This window comes from Tardiphaga sp. OK246, from assembly GCF_900188215.1.
GTDB classification, from domain to species: domain Bacteria; phylum Pseudomonadota; class Alphaproteobacteria; order Rhizobiales; family Xanthobacteraceae; genus Tardiphaga; species Tardiphaga robiniae.
Genome location: NZ_FZOX01000003.1, coordinates 838,044 through 856,241, shown reverse-complemented (window position 1 = coordinate 856,241; position 18,198 = coordinate 838,044). Strand labels below are relative to the sequence as shown.

Sequence of the window (18,198 nt, the reverse complement as noted above, 5' to 3'; positions counted from 1 at the left end):
GCAATCAAACGAAAAGCCCGGATGGCGCAACGCCATCCGGGCTTTTCTATTCGAGCGATCAATCTTACTTCGTCAGCGGCCGCAGGATCTTCGTCAGAGCGCCGTGGACGAACTCGTTGCCGGCAACGACGTTGCCGGTCGTCAGCACATCACCACCATTGATATCGCCAACAGTACCGCCGGCTTCCTTGATCAGGATCAGGCCGGCAGCGATATCCCAAGGCTGCAGGTTGCGCTCCCAATAGCCATCGAGGCGACCGGCTGCGACGAAGGCCAGATCGAGCGAAGCCGCGCCGAAGCGGCGCAGGCCGGCGACCTTCGGCTGCAACGCGGCCATTTCGTTGCGTGACAGTTCGAAGTCGCCGCGGCCGATATGCGGCAGGCCGCAGGCGATGACGCATTCGTTGAGCTGCTTGCGGCCGGCGACGCGCAGGCGGGTGTCGTTGAGGAACGCGCCCGAGCCCTTCTCGGCCATATAGAGCTCGTCATTTGCCGGATTGTAGATCAGGCCGGCAATCACCTGACCTTCGCGCGCCAGACCGATCGAGACTGCGAATTGCGGGATGCCGTGCAGGAAGTTGGTGGTGCCATCGAGCGGATCGACGATCCAGGTATGGCTCTTGTCAGTACCCTCGCGGTTGCCGCCTTCCTCGCCGAGGAAGCCATAGCCCGGGCGGGCCTTGTTGAGGTCCGTATAGAGCATCTCCTCGGCCCGCTTGTCGGCGAGGCTGACGAAATTGGCGGGGCCCTTCATCGAGACTTGCAGGTTCTCGATCTCGCCGAGGTCGCGCTTCAGGCTGCGGCCGGCGCGGCGCGCGGCTTTCACCATCACGTTCATAAGGGCTGAATTGATCATGCGTTCGTCTCACGACGACCTGACGGCAGGTCTGATTGGGGGTTGCTGAGGCGATGGGTGCCCTGCGGGCGGCATCTCGTCAAGGCAAGATCGCTACAGGGGTCATTTCTGGGTCGTGCCCAGCCACTTCTTGGCGGCTTCCTGGGCCTTGGTCTTTTCCTCGGGGGTAGCCTGGGCCAGAAGCTCGTCGAGCATCAGGTCCCCCTTTCCGGCGGTTTTGGCGACGATGTGCCATTTCAGACCTTCCAGCCGGTCATCTGTATTGGTGCGGAGCGCCAGTACCCGGGCGAGGCGGTTCTGGGCGATCGGGCTGTTCTGTTTGGAGGCTTTGCGGAGCAGGGCGATGGCCGCAGCCTCGTTCTTGGGGGTTCCCGTGCCGTTATAGAGCGCAATGGCATATTCGACCTCGGCGTCGACATTGTCGGCCAGGGATGCCGCCTGGAGCAGGCGGACCGCCTTGTCGATGCTTTTCTCGACGCCGGTGCCTTCCTTGTAGAACGTCGCCAGCGCGTATTGCGCTTCGGGGTTACCGGCATCGGCGGCGACGCGGAGCAATTCGGCCGAACGCTTGACGTCCTGCGGCAGCGTCTGTCCGTCGAGATAGAGCAGCGCCAGATTGTAGGCGGCCTTCGGATTACCGAGCTTGGCGGAGGATGCCAGCAGCTTCACGGCCTCATCGCGTTTGCCGACATTGCCGCGATCCGACAGTCGCAGCATCGCCAGCGCGAACATAGCCTCGCGGTCGCCGCGTTCCGACGCGCGCTGATACCATTCTGCAGCTTTCGCATAATCGCGTTTGACGCCCAATGCATTGGCATAGAGTTCGCCAAGCATGGTCATCGCCTTCGGATCGTTGTTCTCCTGCGCGCGCTTGCTGGCGAGGTCGAAAGCGGTCTTGTACTGGCCGCGTTGATAGGCGCCATAGACCAGGTCGGCATTGGGGTCGGTTGGTGCAGCTTCTGCAGGCTGCGCGGGCTTGTCAGCAGGCGGCGTAGGAGCTTTCTTCGCGGCTGTCGGCGCTTTCGCCGGTGCCGGCGCCTTTTTTGGCGCTGCCTTGCTTGCAGCCGGTGGCGGCGTCTGCACGCCCGGCGGCGTCAGCGAAATCTGCGCGGACGCGCAGGCCGCCCAGGCAACGCAGCTGGCAATCACAGTGAGGGAACGCAGAATTTTCATTCCGGCGTTATTCCTGTTCGACCTTGGACTGCCCCGAGACGAGCGTCGCGTATCCCTGCTGGATTGCCTTCTCTGCGTCCATCAACGCTGCAGCAGCGCCGCGCGCGTCGTTCCAGATGACGTCGCCGACCAGCACGAAGTCAGCGCCGGCAGCTGCGAATTCCCTGGCCTCATCGAACGTTGTGGCAAAGCCTACGCAAGGCGGTTCGAACAATTCGGCCCACCACTGAAGGCGCTCGACGATGGCGTCAGCCGATGGGCGCTGGCCGTTCGGGTCGGGCTCGCCGAATAGCACGTAATCGGCGCCGGTCTCGCCCGCTGCCATCGCATTATGGCGCGTCGACAATCCGCCGCAGCCTGCAATGCGATCAGGCTTCAGCGAGGGGAGTGCATCCTGCAGGGGAGCGAGACCGGGCAGATGCGCGCCATCGGCGCCGCCGCGTGCGACGAGCTCGACATTGCCTTCGACCAGCATCGCGGCGCCGCTGGTCTGGATGACAGGCGCCAGCGCCTTGATGCGCGTGATCATGGTGCGCTGGTCGGTCGTCGCCAGTCGCACCAGGACGGCAGCGACATCTGCTCTCTCAAGAAGAGCAGGCAGGTTCGCCGCCAGCACTGACGGATCCTCGACGACGGGCGTCGCGAGATAGAGGCGCGGCATCGGCGGCGGCGGGACGGGTTTGGAAGCCAAGATTATAGCGCCTTCTGTTCTTGATCAGTCGTCCACTCGCCCTTGCTGGCGAGTGAATTCATGTGTGCACGATGGGTGAAGGCCTGCTGACCGGCGGGCACATTGTTGGCTTTGCCGGACCATGCCTTTTGCGGCGCTGCCTGAAGCGCGCGGCCATAGGAGAATGTCAGTGGCCAGGGCAGGCTGCCGATCCTGTTCATGGCGTCGAGATGCGCGGTCGCATCTTCGTCAGATTGGCCACCGGAAAGAAATGCGATGCCGGGCACCGATGCGGGCACGCAGTTCTTCAGCATGCGCACGGTCTTCTCGGCCACTTCAGCCACACCAGCCTGCGTCTTCGACTTCTTGCCCGAGACGGCCATGTTCGGCTTCAGGATCATGCCTTCCAGCGCGACCCGCTGGACTCGCAATTCCTGGAACGTCTTGTTGAGCACGCGTTGCGTCACCTCGACGCAGCGGTCGATGTCGTGATCGCCGTCCATCAGCACTTCGGGTTCGACGATAGGGACGATCTGTGCGGCCTGGCATAGCGCGGCATAGCGGGCGAGCGCGTGCGCGTTGACGGAGATTGCGGTCATCGAGGGAATCCCAGCACCGATATCGATCACCGCGCGCCACTTTGCGAAGCGCGCGCCGCGCGCGTAATATTTGGCAAGACGCTCGGCGAGCTTGTCGAGGCCTGCTGTGACCAGCTCACCGGGACAGTTCGGCAAGGCCTGCGTGCCCTCATCGACCTTGATGCCGGGAATGGCGCCGGCTTCCTCGATAAGCCGCACCAGCGGCGTGCCATCCTTGGCGTTTTGCCAGATGGTCTCGTCGTAGAGGATCACGCCGGAAATGTAGCTGCTCATCGCCTCGCGCGAGCGAAACAGCATTTCACGATAATCGCGGCGGCTGTCCTCGGTCGACTCGACGCTGATCGCATCGAAGCGCTTCTTGATCGTGCCTGACGATTCATCTGCGGCAAGCAAGCCCTTGCCCGGCGCGGTCATGGCGCGGGCGATTTTGTTGAGTTCGGCGAGATTCATGGGCATGTCCTGAGCGGGCTAGTCCTGCAGGTCAATCTAGACCGTTCTCGGGCAAAATCCGAGCATCTGGCCGGCCAATGAGCCCGTCCGCATCCGATTCCGGCAAAAATTCAGCCTGCCATAGGCTGTATGGCAGGCGGAAACACAGTCAATTGGCAGTTTGGGCTCAGGCGATCTTCGCGTTCAGCTCGCCCGATGCGTAACGCTTGGCCATTTCGGCCGTGGTCAGCACCTTTTTGATCTTGCTGGCCTGGCCGGCGGTATTGAATTCCTGCAGGCGCTGCTTGCAGAGCTTCACCATCGCTTCCATCGCCGGCTTCAGATATTTGCGCGGGTCGAATTCGCTGGGGTTCTCGCTCAGCACCTTGCGGATCTGGCCGGTCATGGCCATCCGGTTGTCGGTGTCGATGTTGATCTTGCGGACGCCGTGCTTGATGCCGCGCTGGATCTCGGCCACCGGGACGCCCCAGGTCGGCTTCATCTGGCCGCCGAACTTGTTGATGATGTCCTGCAGGTCCTGCGGGACCGAGGACGAGCCGTGCATCACCAGATGGGTGTTCGGCAGCTTGCGGTGGATTTCCTCGATCACGTTCATGGCGAGAATATCGCCGTCCGGCTTGCGGGTGAACTTGTAGGCGCCGTGCGAAGTGCCCATGGCAATCGCCAGCGCGTCGACCTGAGTTTCTTTGACGAACTTCACGGCCTCGTCGGGATTGGTCAGCAACTGGTCATGGCTGAGCTGGCCCTCGGCGCCGTGGCCGTCTTCGGCCTCGCCCATGCCGCTCTCCAGCGAGCCGAGCACGCCGAGTTCGCCTTCCACCGAGATACCGCCGAGATGCGCCATATCAGTGACGGTCTTGGTCACGCCGACATTGTAGTCCCAGTCCGCCGCCGTCTTGCCGTCCGCTTTCAGCGAACCATCCATCATCACCGAGGTGAATCCGGCCTGAATTGCGGTCATGCAGGTTGCTGCTTCGTTGCCGTGATCGAGATGCACGCAGACGGGAATGTGCGGATAGATTTCGGTGACCGCGTCCATCATGTGCTTGAGCATGATGTCGTTGGCATAGGAGCGGGCGCCGCGCGAGGCCTGGATGATCACCGGTGCATCGACACCCGATGCGGCCTCCATGATCGCCAGCGCCTGTTCCATATTGTTGATATTGAAGGCCGGCACTCCGTAATCGTGTTCTGCCGCGTGATCGAGCAGTTGACGCAACGTAATACGGGCCATGCAGGAAGCTCCTTGTAAATTGGGACAGGCGCAAACGCCGCGCCGAGGGATATATGGCTCTTAGCGCGAGGAGACGGCGAATCCAAGACGCCATCAGTCGCGCATACAGCCAACGTTAATCGCCACGATGGCCCAGCGTTCCAGCTAATGGAATTCCCGGTAACTAATGTTCGCGAGCTTCGAGTGCCGCGACGTGCTCTTCCACTTCAGTCACGCGCTCGTCGAAATCGCCAGCAGTCGCACGCATCATCACGAGCATGCCGGCAGCGTCCCGACGCTGCTTACGGCTTATTTCTTCCAGCCGATCAAGACGCTGTTCAACCGAGCTACGAAACGACGAAATATCATCGCGGATCGCGATGAGGATGTCCGTCGTGATGTTGATCGGTTCGTCTGCCATAGCAGGAACATACCATAAACATTGCGGTACCCACAAGTCTTGCGGGCAAAAATGTACCGCTGCTACTTCTTCAATACTTCCACGCCCGGCAGCGGCTTGCCTTCCATCCATTCGAGGAAGGCGCCGCCGGCGGTCGAGATGTAGGAGAAGTCATCGGCGACGCCGGCGTGATTGAGCGCGGCCACCGTGTCGCCGCCGCCGGCTACTGAAATCAGCTTCTTCGCCTTGGTGCGCGCCGCTGCGTGTTTGGCGCCGGCAACCGTGCCGCGGTCGAACGGTGTCATTTCAAATGCGCCGACCGGGCCATTCCAGACCAGCGTGGCGGCATCGTCGATGGCCGAGTTGATGCGTTCGATCGACTGCGGACCAACGTCCAGGATCATGCCCTCATCGGGGATCGCATCGAGGCCGTAGGCGTGAGACGGTGTGTTGGCGGCGAAGTGGAATGCGACGATGGCGTCCACCGGCAGGATGATGGCACAGCCCGACGCTTCAGCTTTGTCGATGATCCGCAGCGCGGTGGCGGCAAGATCTTTCTCGCACAGCGACTTGCCGACCTTGACACCCTGCGCATGCAGGAAGGTGTTGGCCATGCCGCCACCGATCACGAGCGCATCGACCTTGGTGACGAGATTTTCGAGGAGATCGATCTTCGACGAGACCTTGGCGCCGCCGACGATGGCGATCACCGGCTTGGTCGGTGCGTCCAGCGCCTTGCCGAGCGCGTCCAACTCGGCCTGCATGGTGCGGCCGGCATAAGCGGGCAGCTTGTGGCCGAGGCCTTCGGTGGAGGCGTGGGCGCGATGCGCCGCCGAGAATGCATCGTTGACCCAGATATCGCCAAGCTTGGCGAGTTCGGCGACGAAAGCCGGATCGTTCTTCTCCTCAGCGGAATGGAAGCGCGTGTTCTCAAGGCAGAGAATGTCGCCGTCCTTCATGGCGCCAACGGCCTCGGCGGCGACGTCGCCAACACTGTCGTCGGCAAAGGCGACCGGCTTCTTGATCACATCGGCAAGTGCCGCAGCCACGGGCTTCAGTGAGTTCTTGTCGTCGCGGCCCTTGGGGCGGCCGAAATGCGCGAGCAGGATGACCTTGCCGCCCTTGTCGGAAATTTCGGTGATGGTCGGCGCGATACGTTCAAGCCGCGTTGCGTCGGTAACCTTGCCACCATCCATGGGCACGTTGAGATCGACGCGCACGAGAACGCGTTTGCCCTTCACATCGACGTCGTCGAGGGTGCGGAAAGAATTGGTCATGATGTTGTGTCCCAAACGCAGGTCAGCGCAGAGCGGCGCGCCGCGAAGCGGGGGGCCGCTATAGTCGTTGGCTCCCGGACGCGGCGTCTTATGCTGCGCCCGGGATAACGGTCGTGTCTTAGAGCAGCTTGCCCATCGCGACGGCGGTATCGGCCATGCGGTTGGAGAAGCCCCACTCGTTGTCGTACCAGGAGAGTACCCGCACCAGCGTACCGTTCTGCACCTTGGTCTGGTCGAAGGCGAAGGTCGACGAATGCGGATCGTGATTGAAGTCGATCGACACGTTCGGGTGCGAAGTGGTGCCGAGCACGCCCTTCAGCTCGCCGGCCGCAGCCTTCTTGATCGCTTCGTTGATCTCTTCCTTGGTGGTGCTCCTCTTGGCGATGATCTTGAGATCGACCACCGAGACGTTCGGGGTCGGCACGCGGATCGAAACGCCGTCGAGCTTGCCGGCCAGTTCGGGCATCACAAGGCCGATGGCCTTCGCGGCGCCGGTCGAGGTCGGAATCATCGACATCGCAGCGGCGCGGCCGCGATAGAGATCGCTATGCAGCGTGTCCAGCGTCGGCTGGTCGCCGGTGTAAGCGTGGATCGTGGTCATGAAGCCGGTTTCGATGCCGACGGTCTCGTTCAGTACCTTGGCGACAGGCGCCAGGCAGTTGGTGGTGCACGAACCGTTGGAAACGACCAGATGCTCCTTGGTCAGGGTCTTGTGGTTGACGCCGTAGACGATCGTGGCATCAGCACCATCGGACGGAGCCGAAACCAGCACGCGCTTGGCGCCTGCGGTCAGATGCGACATCGCCTTCGCCTTGGCGCTGAAGATGCCGGTGCATTCGAGCGCGATATCGATGCCGAGATCCTTCCACGGCAGCGTGTTCGGATCGCGCACCGCAGTGACCTTGATCTTGTTGCCGTTGCCAAGCTGGATGCTGTCGCCGTCGACGGTGACGTCGCCGGGGAAGCGGCCATGCACGCTGTCGAAGCGCAACAGGTGGGCGTTGGTTTCAACCGGACCCAGATCGTTGATGGCGACGACTTCGATGTCGGTGCGTTTGGACTCGTAGATCGCCCGCAGGACGTTGCGGCCGATGCGGCCAAAACCGTTGATCGAAACCCGGACTGCCATTCAACTTCTCCCTTTTATTAGGCTCAAACCTCGCGTGAGGGCCTTCATATAGTGACGTGTGACGGGCGTTTCATGCCCTGAATGGAACGCTGGTGCAATGTGTCAAATTTACCAGCGTTCCGATAGAGTTAAGCCGCGTTGTGCTTGCTGGTTGCAGCCTCGACCACGGCCTCGGCTGTGATGCCGAACAGCTTATAAAGCTCCTTGGCCGGCGCGCTCGAGCCGAAGCCCTTCATGCCGATGAAGGTGCCGTCGTGTCCGATCACGGCATCCCAGCCGAACCGGACCGCGGCTTCGACGGCGATCTTGATCGGCGCGTCGCCGATGATGGCTTTCTGGCGCTCTTCAGGCTGCTCCAGCAGCAGTTCGAGCGAGGGGACCGATACGACCCGGGTCGCGATGCCCTTGTCGGCCAGTTGCTTCTGCGCTGCGACGGCGATCTCGACTTCCGAACCCGAGGCGAAGATCGACACGGCGGCTTTGCCCTTGGCCGCGATCAACTCATAGCCGCCATCGGCGCAGAGATTGTCGTCGTGATGGGTGGTGCGCACCGGCGTCAGGTTCTGGCGCGACAGGGCCAGCATGGTTGGGCCGTTGGTCTTCTCCATGGCGAGCTGCCAGCATTCGGCAGTCTCGACCGTGTCCGCGGGGCGGAACACGCGCATGTTCGGCATCGCGCGCATCGCGGCCAGATGCTCCACCGGCTGGTGGGTCGGGCCGTCTTCGCCGAGACCGATCGAGTCATGGGTCATGATGTAGATGACCGGGATCTGCGCCAGCGCCGAGATGCGCATCGCCGGTCGCGCATAGTCGGTGAAGCACATGAAGGTCGCGCCGGCCGGGATGAAGCCGCCATGCAGCGCGATGCCGTTCATGGCTGCGGCCATGCCCATTTCGCGAATGCCGTAGTGAATGTAGCGACCCTTGAATTCGCCGGGCTTCACTTCGATGGCGCCCTTGGTGCGTGTGTTGTTCGATGGCGTGAGATCGGCCGAACCGATGACCATTTCCGGCACGACCTGCACCAGCGCTTCGAGCGCGAGTTCGCTCGCCTTGCGGGTCGCGACGGTCTGCGGCTCGGCGATCAGCTTCTTCTTCAGCGTGAGGATCGCGTCCGCCATGGCTGTCGGTCGAACGTGATCGTTGCGGCGGGTGAATTCGCTGCGCTTGTCGTCCGGAAGGGCATCAAAACGCTTCTGCCAGTCCGCGTGCGCCGATGCGCCCTGCTTGCCGACATTGCGCCAAGCCTGCAGGATATCATCGGGCACCTCGAACGGGCCGTAATTCCAGTCCAGTGCCTTCTTGGCGCCTGCGAGTTCTTCCGCGCCGAGCGGTTCGCCGTGGGCCTTCGAGGTGCCGGCGCGGGTTGGTGCGCCAAAGCCAATCTTGGTCTTGCAGGCGATCATCGATGGGCGGTCGGACGCCTGCGCTTGCTTGATCGCAGCGGCGATGGCGACCTGGTCGTGGCCATCGACATGCACGGCATTCCAGCCATGGGCTTTGAAGCGTGCGACCTGATCGACGCTATCGGCAAGCGACAGCGGACCATCGATGGAAATGCCGTTGTCGTCGTAGAGGAAGATCAGCTTCGACAGCTTGAGATGACCGGCCATGGCCAGCGCTTCGTGGCTGACACCTTCCATCAGGTCACCATCGGAGCACAGCACGTAAGTGTAGTGATCGACGATATCGCCGTATTCGGCGGCCAGCATGCGCTCGGCGAGCGCGAAGCCAACGGAGGTGGCGATGCCCTGACCGAGCGGACCCGTGGTGGTCTCGACGCCTGAGGTGTGGAAATTCTCGGGATGACCCGGAGTTTTGGAATGCAGCTGGCGGAAGTTCTTCAGCTGGTCGAGCGTCATCTCCTTGTTGCCCGTCAGATAGAGCAGGGCATAGAGCAGCATCGAGCCGTGACCGGCCGAGAGGATGAAGCGATCGCGATCCGGCCACTTCGGATCGGCCGCGTCAAATTTAAGGAACTGTGTGAACAGCACGGTGGCGACGTCGGCGGCGCCCATCGGCAGCCCAGGGTGACCGGATTTGGCCTTTTCCACGCCGTCCATGGCGAGGGCACGAATCGCGTTGGCCATTTTCGAGTGATCAACCTGCGCCATGTCGGTTTCCGTCTAAATTGAAGGGAATGGAATATTCTGCGTCCGCAAGAGGGGCGGTCTGCAGCGAGATGTTGGGATCGCTTAGGAGAAACTGGTGGATAGCATCTGGGTTCCTGGGAGTCCAAGGTCTCCCGGACAGTTCTGGTCTGTGGATATCTACCGGCGGTTTTTGTCGGCTTTGCGGTGCATAGCTTTTAAGCTTTGTTGCGTCCGGCTCGCTTGCAACCTAAGTTTCAGGGCCTAAAGGCTTGCGGAGCCGTGGTTTTTGAGCTCCCGTCGCATCACACCCAAGGTCCCGCGTAACCCAGTATGATCGAACGACCCGCCCATCTCACAGCCTCCGATCCCGCCAATGGCGGTGCGGCCGAGATCGACTCTGCCACGCGGCGGTTGATGGCAGCGCTGGATGCTCTGGAAAGTGCGGTCGAGCGCCGCCGTGAGGCGGATCGCGACGAGGATGAGCTGGCCACCCGCATTCAGGCGCTTGGCGCCGACCGGTCCCGGCTGGCGGATGAGCTTGATGGCACGCTGGTGAAATCGCGCCGGCTGGAGCGCGCCAATCGCGACATCGCCGACAAGCTCGACACCGCCATCGGCACCATCCGCGCGGTGCTGGCGACTGACAACGCGCATGAGTAAAGCGAGATGAGCCACGTCAACGTTACAATCAATGGCCGGCAATACCGCATGGCCTGCGAGGAGGGGCAGGAAACCCGCCTGCTGCGGCTGGCGGAAAGTCTTGAATCCCGCGTCGAAAACCTGCGCGGCAAATTCGGTGAGATCGGCGATGCGCGGCTGACGGTGATGGCGGCGCTGACCATTGCCGACGAACTGGTCGATGCCAATCAGCAGATCCGTGCCCTGCAGGAAGAACTCGCCGCATTGCGCGATGTGCGCGTTGTCGCCGCAGATCGCGCACGGGCGACGCAGACGGCGGTTGCCGCGGCCCTGAATGCTGCGGCAGAGCGGATCGAGAAGACCACCCAGGTGCTCAACCGCACCATCGGCGGCGGCGTTGCTATTGGATAACGCAGGCTTTGTTGCCAAGCGGGCACTGGCGCATCCGTCTCATAACCCCTACATTGCTCAGGCGAGGCTGCGTCGCGCGTCAGGAGCCATATATCCCCGGGGCCTTATCGATCCTTCAGGGAACTGTCCCTGACCAGGTCCGTGGACCTGGTCACATGGTGCCCACCTACTTTCGTAGGTGCTCCGGGATCGAGTGCTTCAACGGCCATCGTGGCTTCGCACTTTCACTTTTTTGATGGCTGTGGCCTTGCATGGCGTTTGCCGTGCAATCTTAGCCTCGATCGCCAAATATGATCGCGAAGACCGGTGCTGCGCTTCCGCAGGCTCTGCGGACAGCATATCGTGCGGCATGTCCGACACGCCGCCCACTCCGACAAAGATTGAGCTCCGCATTGCCGCGCTGGCACGCCGTACGGCGCTGAGCGAGGCCGAACGGTCGGCAGCCACGCAGGCGATCGCAGCGCGGGGTCTGCCTTTCCCGGTCAGGGCCGGCAGCATCGTCGCCGGCTATTCTCCCATTCGCAGCGAAATCGATCCGATCCCGCTGATGCAGCACCTCGCCGCCCAGGGGGCGCGACTGGCGCTCCCGGTGATCATCGCCCGTGATGAGCCCCTGATGTTCCGGATCTGGAGCCCGAACGATGCGCTGGTGCGTGGTTCACTGGGCATTCCGGAACCAGCACCGGACGCGCCGCCACTGATCCCCGATATCCTGCTGGTACCACTCGCGGCATTCGACCGTGCCGGCCACCGCATTGGCTATGGCGCAGGGCATTACGACCGCACCTTCGCGCAACTGCACACCATCAAGCCATTTATCTCCGTGGGCGTGGCCTTCGACACCCAGGAAATCGAGGCCATTCCCATGCAACCGCACGACGTGGCGCTGGATTATGTGCTAACCGAAACCCGGACGATCGATTTTCGGAGCATCTGACTTGCGTATTCTCTTCATCGGCGACGTGGTCGGCAAAACCGGCCGCGTGGTGATCCTCGAAAAACTGCCGGGTCTGATCCGCGACTGGAAGCTCGATCTTGTCATCATCAATGGCGAGAACGCCGCCGGCGGCTTCGGTATCACCGAGACGATCTATAATGATCTTGTCGACGCCGGCGCCGATGCGGTGACGCTCGGCAATCACGCCTGGAATCAGAAAGAGGCGCTGGTGTTCATCGAACGCGCGCCGCGTCTGATCCGCCCATTGAACTTCCCACGCCACACCCCGGGCCGTGGTGCTGCACTGATCGACACCAAGAACGGTGCGCGTGCGCTGGTGATCAATGCCATGGGCCGCGTCTTCATGGAGCCGCTCAACGATCCGTTCAGCGCTGTCGGCAAGGAGATCGATGCCTGTCCGCTGGTGGAAGCTGCAGACGCCATCGTGGTGGATTTCCATGGCGAAGCCTCGAGCGAAAAGCAGGGCATGGGTTACTTCTGCGATGGCCGCGTGAGCCTCGTCGTCGGCACGCATACGCATGTGCCGACCGCCGATCATCAAATCCTGTCCGGCGGCACAGCTTACATGACCGATGCAGGCATGACCGGCGACTATGATTCCGTGATTGGCATGCAGAAGGAAGAGCCTGTCAGGCGCTTCACGACCGGCATTCCCTCCGGCCGTTTCGAGCCCGCCTTCGGCCCGGCGACCTTGTCGGGCGTTGCGGTCGAAACCGATGACAAGACGGGGCTTGCCTCACGCATCGCGCCGGTGCGGCTCGGTGGTCGGCTGTCGCAGGCGGTGCCTGAGTTCTGGCTGACCTAGTTCGGCCTACTGCTCCGTCTGCTTGCGCAAATCCGCGACATCGCTTGCCGTGATCTGCGATCCCTTGCTGCCGAAGCGCGCGGTCACGTAATTCGCGACAGCCGCGATCTCCGTATCTGAATGGCTCTTGCCGAAAGCTGGCATCGACAGCGCGCCTTGCGGCGTATGCCGCTTGGTGCCGGAGATCACGATCTGCGCCACGTTCGTCGCGCCGGGATCGTTAACGGCCCACGCGCCAGTCAGCGTGGCCATGGGCGAGAGTGCGCTCTCGCCTGTCCAGCCATGGCAGCTCACGCAGGCGCCCTGGAAGACCGTCTTGCCAAGCGCGTTCGCCGTCATGCCGTCCCTGTGCGAGGGCGGTGCGGGTGGCGCGAGTTTCGCGGGCAGATCAGGTGAGGGCACCGCCGGCACCGTGCGCAGGAATACGACCATCGCCTTGATATCCGTCGGCGCCATCTTGCTGAAACTGTGGTCCACCGCTTCGCCCATCGGCCCCGACGCGGTGCCGTGACCCTTGGCATGCCCGATCGACAGATAGGAAACGACATCGTCGTCGCTCCAGCTGCCAAGGCCTGTCGTCTTGTCCGAGGTGATATTGAAGGCCCGCCATCCGGCGGTCAGGGCGCCAGCAAATTTCTTGCGGTTGTCGAGCGCGAAGCCGAGATTGCGCGGGGTATGGCATTCGCCGCAATGCGCCAGCGCCTCGACGAGATAGGCGCCCCTGTTCCATTCCGGGCTTTGCGACCTATCGGGTTCGAAGCGCGTATCGGGATTGAACAATGCCGACCAGAACGTCATTGCCCAGCGCTGATTGAACGGAAAGGCAAGCGTATTCTCAGGCGGTGCTGCGCGCACCGGTGCGAGGCTGAACAGATAGGCCTTGACCGCGAGCGTGTCCGCATCGGTCATGTAAGTGTAGGACGTATAGGGCATCGCGGGATAGAGCCGGGCGCCGTCGTGGCGCTTGCCGCTTCGAACGGCGTCGAGAAACTGCTGATCGGTGTAGTTGCCGATGCCTGTCTCTTTGTCCGGTGTGATGTTGGTCGAGTAAAGCGTGCCGAACGGCAGCTTGAATGCGAAGCCGCCGGCATATTCCTTGCCCCCGGGCGCAGTGTGGCAGACCATGCAATCCGCCGCACGCGCAAGATATTCGCCGCGCTCGATCAGGCTGGCGTTGGCCATGTTGGCGGGAACGCCCGTGGGATTGGGACCCTTGTAATCGGCCAGCGCCACCTTCGGGCCGCCCGAGAAGGCCATCGGTCCGGGACCGCGAACATAGAGCGCGGCGCCGGCTGCAGCCACGACACCGATCACAATGACGCTGCCGAGAATGCGACGTGCGGCGGGCGTCATGACTTCTTCCTTTCGGCGATCGCATCGCGGTCGATCGGCATCCTCCGCAGCGCAACGCCAGTCGCAGCATAAATTGCATTGCGCAGTGCCGGCGGTCCGCCGATCACGCCGCACTCGCCTATGCCGCCGGGCGCTTCGCCGCTCTTGATGAGGTGGACATTGATCTTCGGCATCTGGTCGATCCGAAGCATGCGGTAGTCATGGAAATTGGACTGCTGCACGCGCCCCTTCTCGATGGTGATGTCGCCATATAGCGCGGCGGTGAGGCCGAACACGATGCCGCCTTCGATCTGCGCCACGATGGTGTCGGTATTGACAGCGATGCCGGTGTCGACCGCCACGTTGACCTGACGCAGACGGATCTCGCCCTGAGAATCCACCTCCGCTTCGACCACAGTCGCGATCGAAGTATCGAAGGTGGGCTGGATGCTTACGCCGCGTCCGACGCGCGCTGGCAGCGGCTGACCCCAGTTGGCCTTCTCCGCCGCGAGATTGAGGGCCGCCAGCATCCGCGGCGCCTTGCCGAGCAATTCACGCCGGAACGCGACGGGATCCTTGCCAGCCTTGCGAGCGAGCTCATCCATGAAGCTCTCGATCGCGAACACGTTGTTGTTCGGGCCGACGCCGCGCCAGAAGCCGGTCGGCACCGCCGGCGGTTCGACACGGACATATTCACACTGGAAATGCGGGAAGTCGTACGGCTGGTCCGCAGCACTATCGATGGCGTCGATGTCGATGCCCTTCTGGAACGCAGGCGGCAGCCAACGCGCGATCACGGCCGAGCCTGCGATCTTGTACTTGAAGCCGACCACTTTGCCGTTCGACAGTGTCGCCGAAATGTTGTCGCGATAGACGGGGCGATAAATGTCGTGCTGGATGTCCTCTTCGCGGGTCCACACCACCTTGACCGGTCCATTGACCTGTTTGGCGATGCGCACCGCCGCCACGACCATGTCAGGCTCAAGCCTGCGGCCGAAGCCACCGCCGATCATGTGCTGATTGACCGTCACCTTGTCGACCGGCAAGCCAGCGGCCTTGGCAGCCTCGGACTGCACCCGCGACATGATCTGCGTGCCCGTCCAGACCTCGCAGGAATCTCCCTTGAAGTGCACCGTGCAATTCAACGGCTCCATGGTCGCGTGCGCAAGGAACGGCATCTCGTAGGACGCGTCGATCCGTTCACCGGTGGCGAGACCCTTGGCGATGTCGCCGACCGATTTGGCGATCACGCCGTCCGTCTCGCTGGCCGCGCGCAAATGCGCCCAGATGTCCTTCGAACTGATCTTGGCGTTGGGACCTTCATCCCAAGTGATATCGAGTGCTTCGAGCCCGGACCTGGCGGCCCACATGTGATCGCCGACCACGGCCACGAGGTCGTCGAGCACCACGATCTGCCGCACGCCCGGAATCTTCTTTGCCGCGCGGTCATCGACCTTGGCGACTTTGCCGCCGAACACCGGGCATTGTGCCAGCGTCGCGAATGTCATGCCCGGCACCATCGCGTCGATACCGTAGATCGTCTTGCCGTTGACCTTGTCCGGTGTGTCGAAGCGCTTCAGCGGCTTGCCGATCACCGAGAAGTCTTTTGGGTCCTTGAGCGCGACCTCCTTCGGCGGTGTGAGTTTGCCGGCGGCGTCGCACAACTCGCCATAGGACAGTTTGCGCCCGCTGGCCGTATGCATCACTTGCCCATTCGACGCCGTGCAGCTCGCAGGTTCGACCTGCCACTGTTCGGCTGCGGCTTGCAACAGCATCGCACGCGCGGTTGCACCGGCATTGCGCAGCGGTTTCCAGAATGCGCGCACCGAAGTCGATCCACCGGTCGCCTGGATGATGAAAATTGGATTGCCGTAGAGCTTGTCGCTGGGCGGCGCATGTTCCAGCGTGATCTGCGCATAGTCGGCGTCGAGCTCTTCGGCGAGGATCATGGCGATGGCGGTATAGATGCCTTGCCCCATCTCGACTTGCGGCATCACCAGTGTCGTCTTGCCGGTAGTGTCGATGCGGATGAAGGCGTTGGGGGCGAATTTGCCCTCCGTCGTATCGGGAGGTTGCGTCGGCTCATTGGCCGCGCGGACCGGAAGCTGGAAGGCGAACATAAAGCCGCCGGCAAAGGCGCCAGCGAGCAGATTGCGCCGTGACAGGCCAGAAGGCTTGTTTGCAGGACTGGCCGCAACAAGCATGTTGTCTGCAAGTTTCATGGCCGACTCCTAGGTTTGCCGTTCGGAGGCAGCATGCTTGATAGCTTCACGCACCCGGACATAGGTGCCGCAGCGACAGATATTTCCGGCCATGGCGGCATCGATATCAGAATCGTCAGGGGTTGGCGTAGAAGCGAGGAGCGCCGCCGCTGACATGATCTGTCCGGATTGGCAGTAACCGCATTGAATGACTTCGAGATCGAGCCAGGCTTTCTGCACCTTGGCGCCGACCCGTGTGGTGCCGACGCCTTCGATCGTTGTGATGGCGCGCCCGCTCACCGCACTGACCGGCAGCAGGCAGGAGCGCACGGCCTTGCCATCGACATGCACGGTGCAGGCACCACACAAGGCCACGCCGCAGCCGAATTTCGTGCCGGTCATGCCGAGAATGTCGCGCAGCACCCAGAGCAGAGGCATGTCGTCTGGTGCGTCGAAGGACTTCTGCTCGCCGTTAATATTGAGATTTGCCACAGTGAGACCCCCGATTGCTCGACTCGATGATGCAATGGCGAATGGTTCGTCATCGACCAACGACGGTACTATAGGCGTACGGTCATCATTTCAAAAGCAGCAATAAGATGCAGCAGGACTATACATTGGTTTGTATGTCGCGCGAGCGTGTCTGTCGGATAAATCGCGGTAAAATCTGCGCGACGTCATCCGACGCCCTCTGTCGTGAGCGTCGGATGACTTTTATTCAAAAGAATATTGCGGTTGCGTTAGGCTCGGCCTGCCCGAAAAACGGCACGCGATCTGCCGACTGTGGGGTTAGTACCGCTCCGGCACATACATTTCGGCTGGCACCGGCGTGCGGTGATAGTCGGGATTGCGCACGCGTGCAGGCAGGACCACAGGCGGATGCTCGACCTCCTGATAGGGAAGCTGTTCGAGCAGATGCGCGATGCAGTTCAGGCGGGCCTTCTTCTTGTCGACGGCCTGCACCACATGCCACGGGGCTTCCGGAATATGCGTATGCTCGAGCATCGCTTCCTTGGCCTTGGTGTATTGCTCCCAGCGGGTGCGCGCCTCGACATCCATCGGGCTGAGCTTCCACTGCTTGAGCGGATCGGCGATGCGCATCGAGAAGCGCAGGTGCTGCGCTTCATCGGTGATCGAGAACCAGTATTTGACCAGGATGATGCCCGAGCGCACCAGCATGCGTTCGAATTCCGGCACCGAGCGGAAGAATTCCTCCACGTCATCCTCGGTGCAGAAACCCATCACGCGCTCGACGCCGGCGCGGTTGTACCAGCTACGATCGAACAGTACGATCTCGCCGCCGGCGGGGAGATGCGAGACGTAACGCTGGAAGTACCATTGGGTGCGTTCGCGCTCATTCGGCGCGGGGAGTGCGGCAACGCGGCAAACGCGTGGATTGAGCCGCTGGGTGATCCGCTTGATGACGCCACCCTTGCCAGCGGAATCGCGACCCTCGAAGATCACCACGACCTTGAGCTTGTTCTGCTGCACCCAGCTCTGCAACTTCACCAATTCGCCCTGCAGGCGGAACAGTTCCTTGAAATAGAGGCGTCGCTCGATGGTCTCCGCCGGGCTGCGGTCGGACATTTCGTTGGTCAGGGCGTCGAGACGATCGTCATCGATCTCGAGCTCGAGTTCTTCGTCGAAGCCGTCCAGCATCTCTGCACGAATGCGGTCGTGGATTGCTTGCGCGTCGTCGAGGGAATGTTCGGTCATGGCAGCTCCGCTTGTATCGAATGGGTCCACGGTTATGGACCGATGCAAATGTCAGCGGTGTGACACTGCCTCCCATGCCCGGAGCGAATGGGCAAATGGCCCCAATGGGTCTCGCCGCCGCTGTCCATGCAGGACGGGGTACCGCAAGCCGAAATTCAACTACGCGTGATTGGCGCTACCTTGAGAGCCAAGCGTGCGCATCTGAGGTCGCGGGGCTCGTTGACCAAGGAAAAATGTGATGAATAAATTCATTCTGTTGGGCGCCGCTTTACTGAT

17 protein-coding genes and 1 other RNA gene are annotated in these 18,198 nt (G+C 62.1%); 5 read left to right on the top strand and 13 right to left on the bottom strand.

Annotation, left to right across the window (positions count from 1 at the left end; all coding sequences use genetic code 11):
* Positions 1 to 64: 64 nt before the first annotated feature.
* The 9 genes from CHC01_RS16995 to tkt form a co-directional block, all read right to left on the bottom strand.
* Positions 65 to 856, bottom strand: a complete 792-nt coding sequence (locus tag CHC01_RS16995; RefSeq protein WP_089265396.1) for an inositol monophosphatase family protein — start codon at positions 854 to 856, stop codon at positions 65 to 67.
* A 102-nt stretch (positions 857 to 958) separates the two neighbouring features.
* The gene (locus tag CHC01_RS16990; RefSeq protein ID WP_089265395.1) at positions 959 to 2,029 is read right to left on the bottom strand and encodes a tetratricopeptide repeat protein; all 1,071 of its coding nucleotides are present in this window, start codon (positions 2,027 to 2,029) and stop codon (positions 959 to 961) included.
* 7 nt (positions 2,030 to 2,036) lie between these two features.
* Positions 2,037 to 2,720, bottom strand: a complete 684-nt coding sequence (locus tag CHC01_RS16985) for a thiamine phosphate synthase (RefSeq protein WP_089265394.1) — start codon at positions 2,718 to 2,720, stop codon at positions 2,037 to 2,039.
* A gap of 2 nt (positions 2,721 to 2,722) precedes the next feature.
* Positions 2,723 to 3,748, bottom strand: coding sequence for a class I fructose-bisphosphate aldolase (locus CHC01_RS16980; protein WP_089265393.1), 1,026 nt, complete (start codon positions 3,746 to 3,748; stop codon positions 2,723 to 2,725).
* A gap of 166 nt (positions 3,749 to 3,914) precedes the next feature.
* Positions 3,915 to 4,982 (bottom strand): class II fructose-bisphosphate aldolase, encoded by a 1,068-nt coding sequence (gene fba, locus CHC01_RS16975; protein WP_089265392.1) that lies wholly within the window; start codon positions 4,980 to 4,982, stop codon positions 3,915 to 3,917.
* Positions 4,983 to 5,145: 163 nt separating this feature from the next.
* Positions 5,146 to 5,382, bottom strand: coding sequence for a hypothetical protein (locus CHC01_RS16970; protein ID WP_089265391.1), 237 nt, complete (start codon positions 5,380 to 5,382; stop codon positions 5,146 to 5,148).
* Positions 5,383 to 5,444: 62 nt separating this feature from the next.
* Positions 5,445 to 6,638: a phosphoglycerate kinase gene (locus CHC01_RS16965; protein WP_089265390.1), complete on the bottom strand. Its 1,194-nt coding sequence runs from the start codon at positions 6,636 to 6,638 to the stop codon at positions 5,445 to 5,447.
* A gap of 118 nt (positions 6,639 to 6,756) precedes the next feature.
* Positions 6,757 to 7,767, bottom strand: a complete 1,011-nt coding sequence (gene gap / locus CHC01_RS16960) for a type I glyceraldehyde-3-phosphate dehydrogenase (protein WP_089265389.1) — start codon at positions 7,765 to 7,767, stop codon at positions 6,757 to 6,759.
* Between the two features lie 128 nt (positions 7,768 to 7,895).
* On the bottom strand, positions 7,896 to 9,881 hold the full coding sequence (gene tkt / locus CHC01_RS16955; protein WP_089265388.1) for a transketolase: 1,986 nt from the start codon (positions 9,879 to 9,881) through the stop codon (positions 7,896 to 7,898).
* Between the two features lie 309 nt (positions 9,882 to 10,190).
* On the opposite strand from tkt, the gene CHC01_RS16950 reads away from it, so the two are divergent.
* From CHC01_RS16950 to CHC01_RS16930, 5 genes are all read left to right on the top strand, one after another.
* Entirely contained in the window at positions 10,191 to 10,520 is a 330-nt protein-coding gene (locus CHC01_RS16950; protein WP_089265387.1) for a DUF4164 domain-containing protein, read from the top strand.
* Between the two features lie 6 nt (positions 10,521 to 10,526).
* The gene (locus tag CHC01_RS16945; protein WP_068735170.1) at positions 10,527 to 10,910 is read left to right on the top strand and encodes a cell division protein ZapA; all 384 of its coding nucleotides are present in this window, start codon (positions 10,527 to 10,529) and stop codon (positions 10,908 to 10,910) included.
* Between the two features lie 61 nt (positions 10,911 to 10,971).
* Positions 10,972 to 11,131, top strand: a non-coding RNA gene (gene ssrS / locus CHC01_RS16940) — 6S RNA.
* Between the two features lie 128 nt (positions 11,132 to 11,259).
* Complete coding sequence (locus tag CHC01_RS16935; RefSeq protein ID WP_089265719.1) at positions 11,260 to 11,847, top strand: 5-formyltetrahydrofolate cyclo-ligase; 588 nt, start codon at positions 11,260 to 11,262, stop codon at positions 11,845 to 11,847.
* Position 11,848: 1 nt separating this feature from the next.
* Positions 11,849 to 12,673: a TIGR00282 family metallophosphoesterase gene (locus CHC01_RS16930; RefSeq protein ID WP_089265386.1), complete on the top strand. Its 825-nt coding sequence runs from the start codon at positions 11,849 to 11,851 to the stop codon at positions 12,671 to 12,673.
* Between the two features lie 6 nt (positions 12,674 to 12,679).
* On the opposite strand, the gene CHC01_RS16925 is transcribed toward CHC01_RS16930, so the two are convergent.
* The 4 genes from CHC01_RS16925 to ppk2 all read right to left on the bottom strand — a co-directional run bounded on the left by CHC01_RS16925 (position 12,680) and on the right by ppk2 (position 17,922).
* Positions 12,680 to 14,026, bottom strand: a complete 1,347-nt coding sequence (locus CHC01_RS16925) for a cytochrome c (RefSeq protein ID WP_089265385.1) — start codon at positions 14,024 to 14,026, stop codon at positions 12,680 to 12,682.
* Positions 14,023 to 16,227 carry a xanthine dehydrogenase family protein molybdopterin-binding subunit gene (locus CHC01_RS16920; RefSeq protein WP_244558387.1) on the bottom strand — a complete coding sequence of 735 codons (2,205 nt, stop codon included), beginning with the start codon at positions 16,225 to 16,227 and terminating at the stop codon, positions 14,023 to 14,025. Before CHC01_RS16920 ends, CHC01_RS16925 begins: the two co-directional genes overlap by 4 nt.
* 9 nt (positions 16,228 to 16,236) lie before the next feature.
* Positions 16,237 to 16,698, bottom strand: coding sequence for a (2Fe-2S)-binding protein (locus tag CHC01_RS16915; protein ID WP_176454613.1), 462 nt, complete (start codon positions 16,696 to 16,698; stop codon positions 16,237 to 16,239).
* 297 nt (positions 16,699 to 16,995) lie between these two features.
* On the bottom strand, positions 16,996 to 17,922 hold the full coding sequence (gene ppk2 / locus CHC01_RS16910; RefSeq protein WP_089265383.1) for a polyphosphate kinase 2: 927 nt from the start codon (positions 17,920 to 17,922) through the stop codon (positions 16,996 to 16,998).
* Positions 17,923 to 18,198 lie beyond the last annotated feature (276 nt).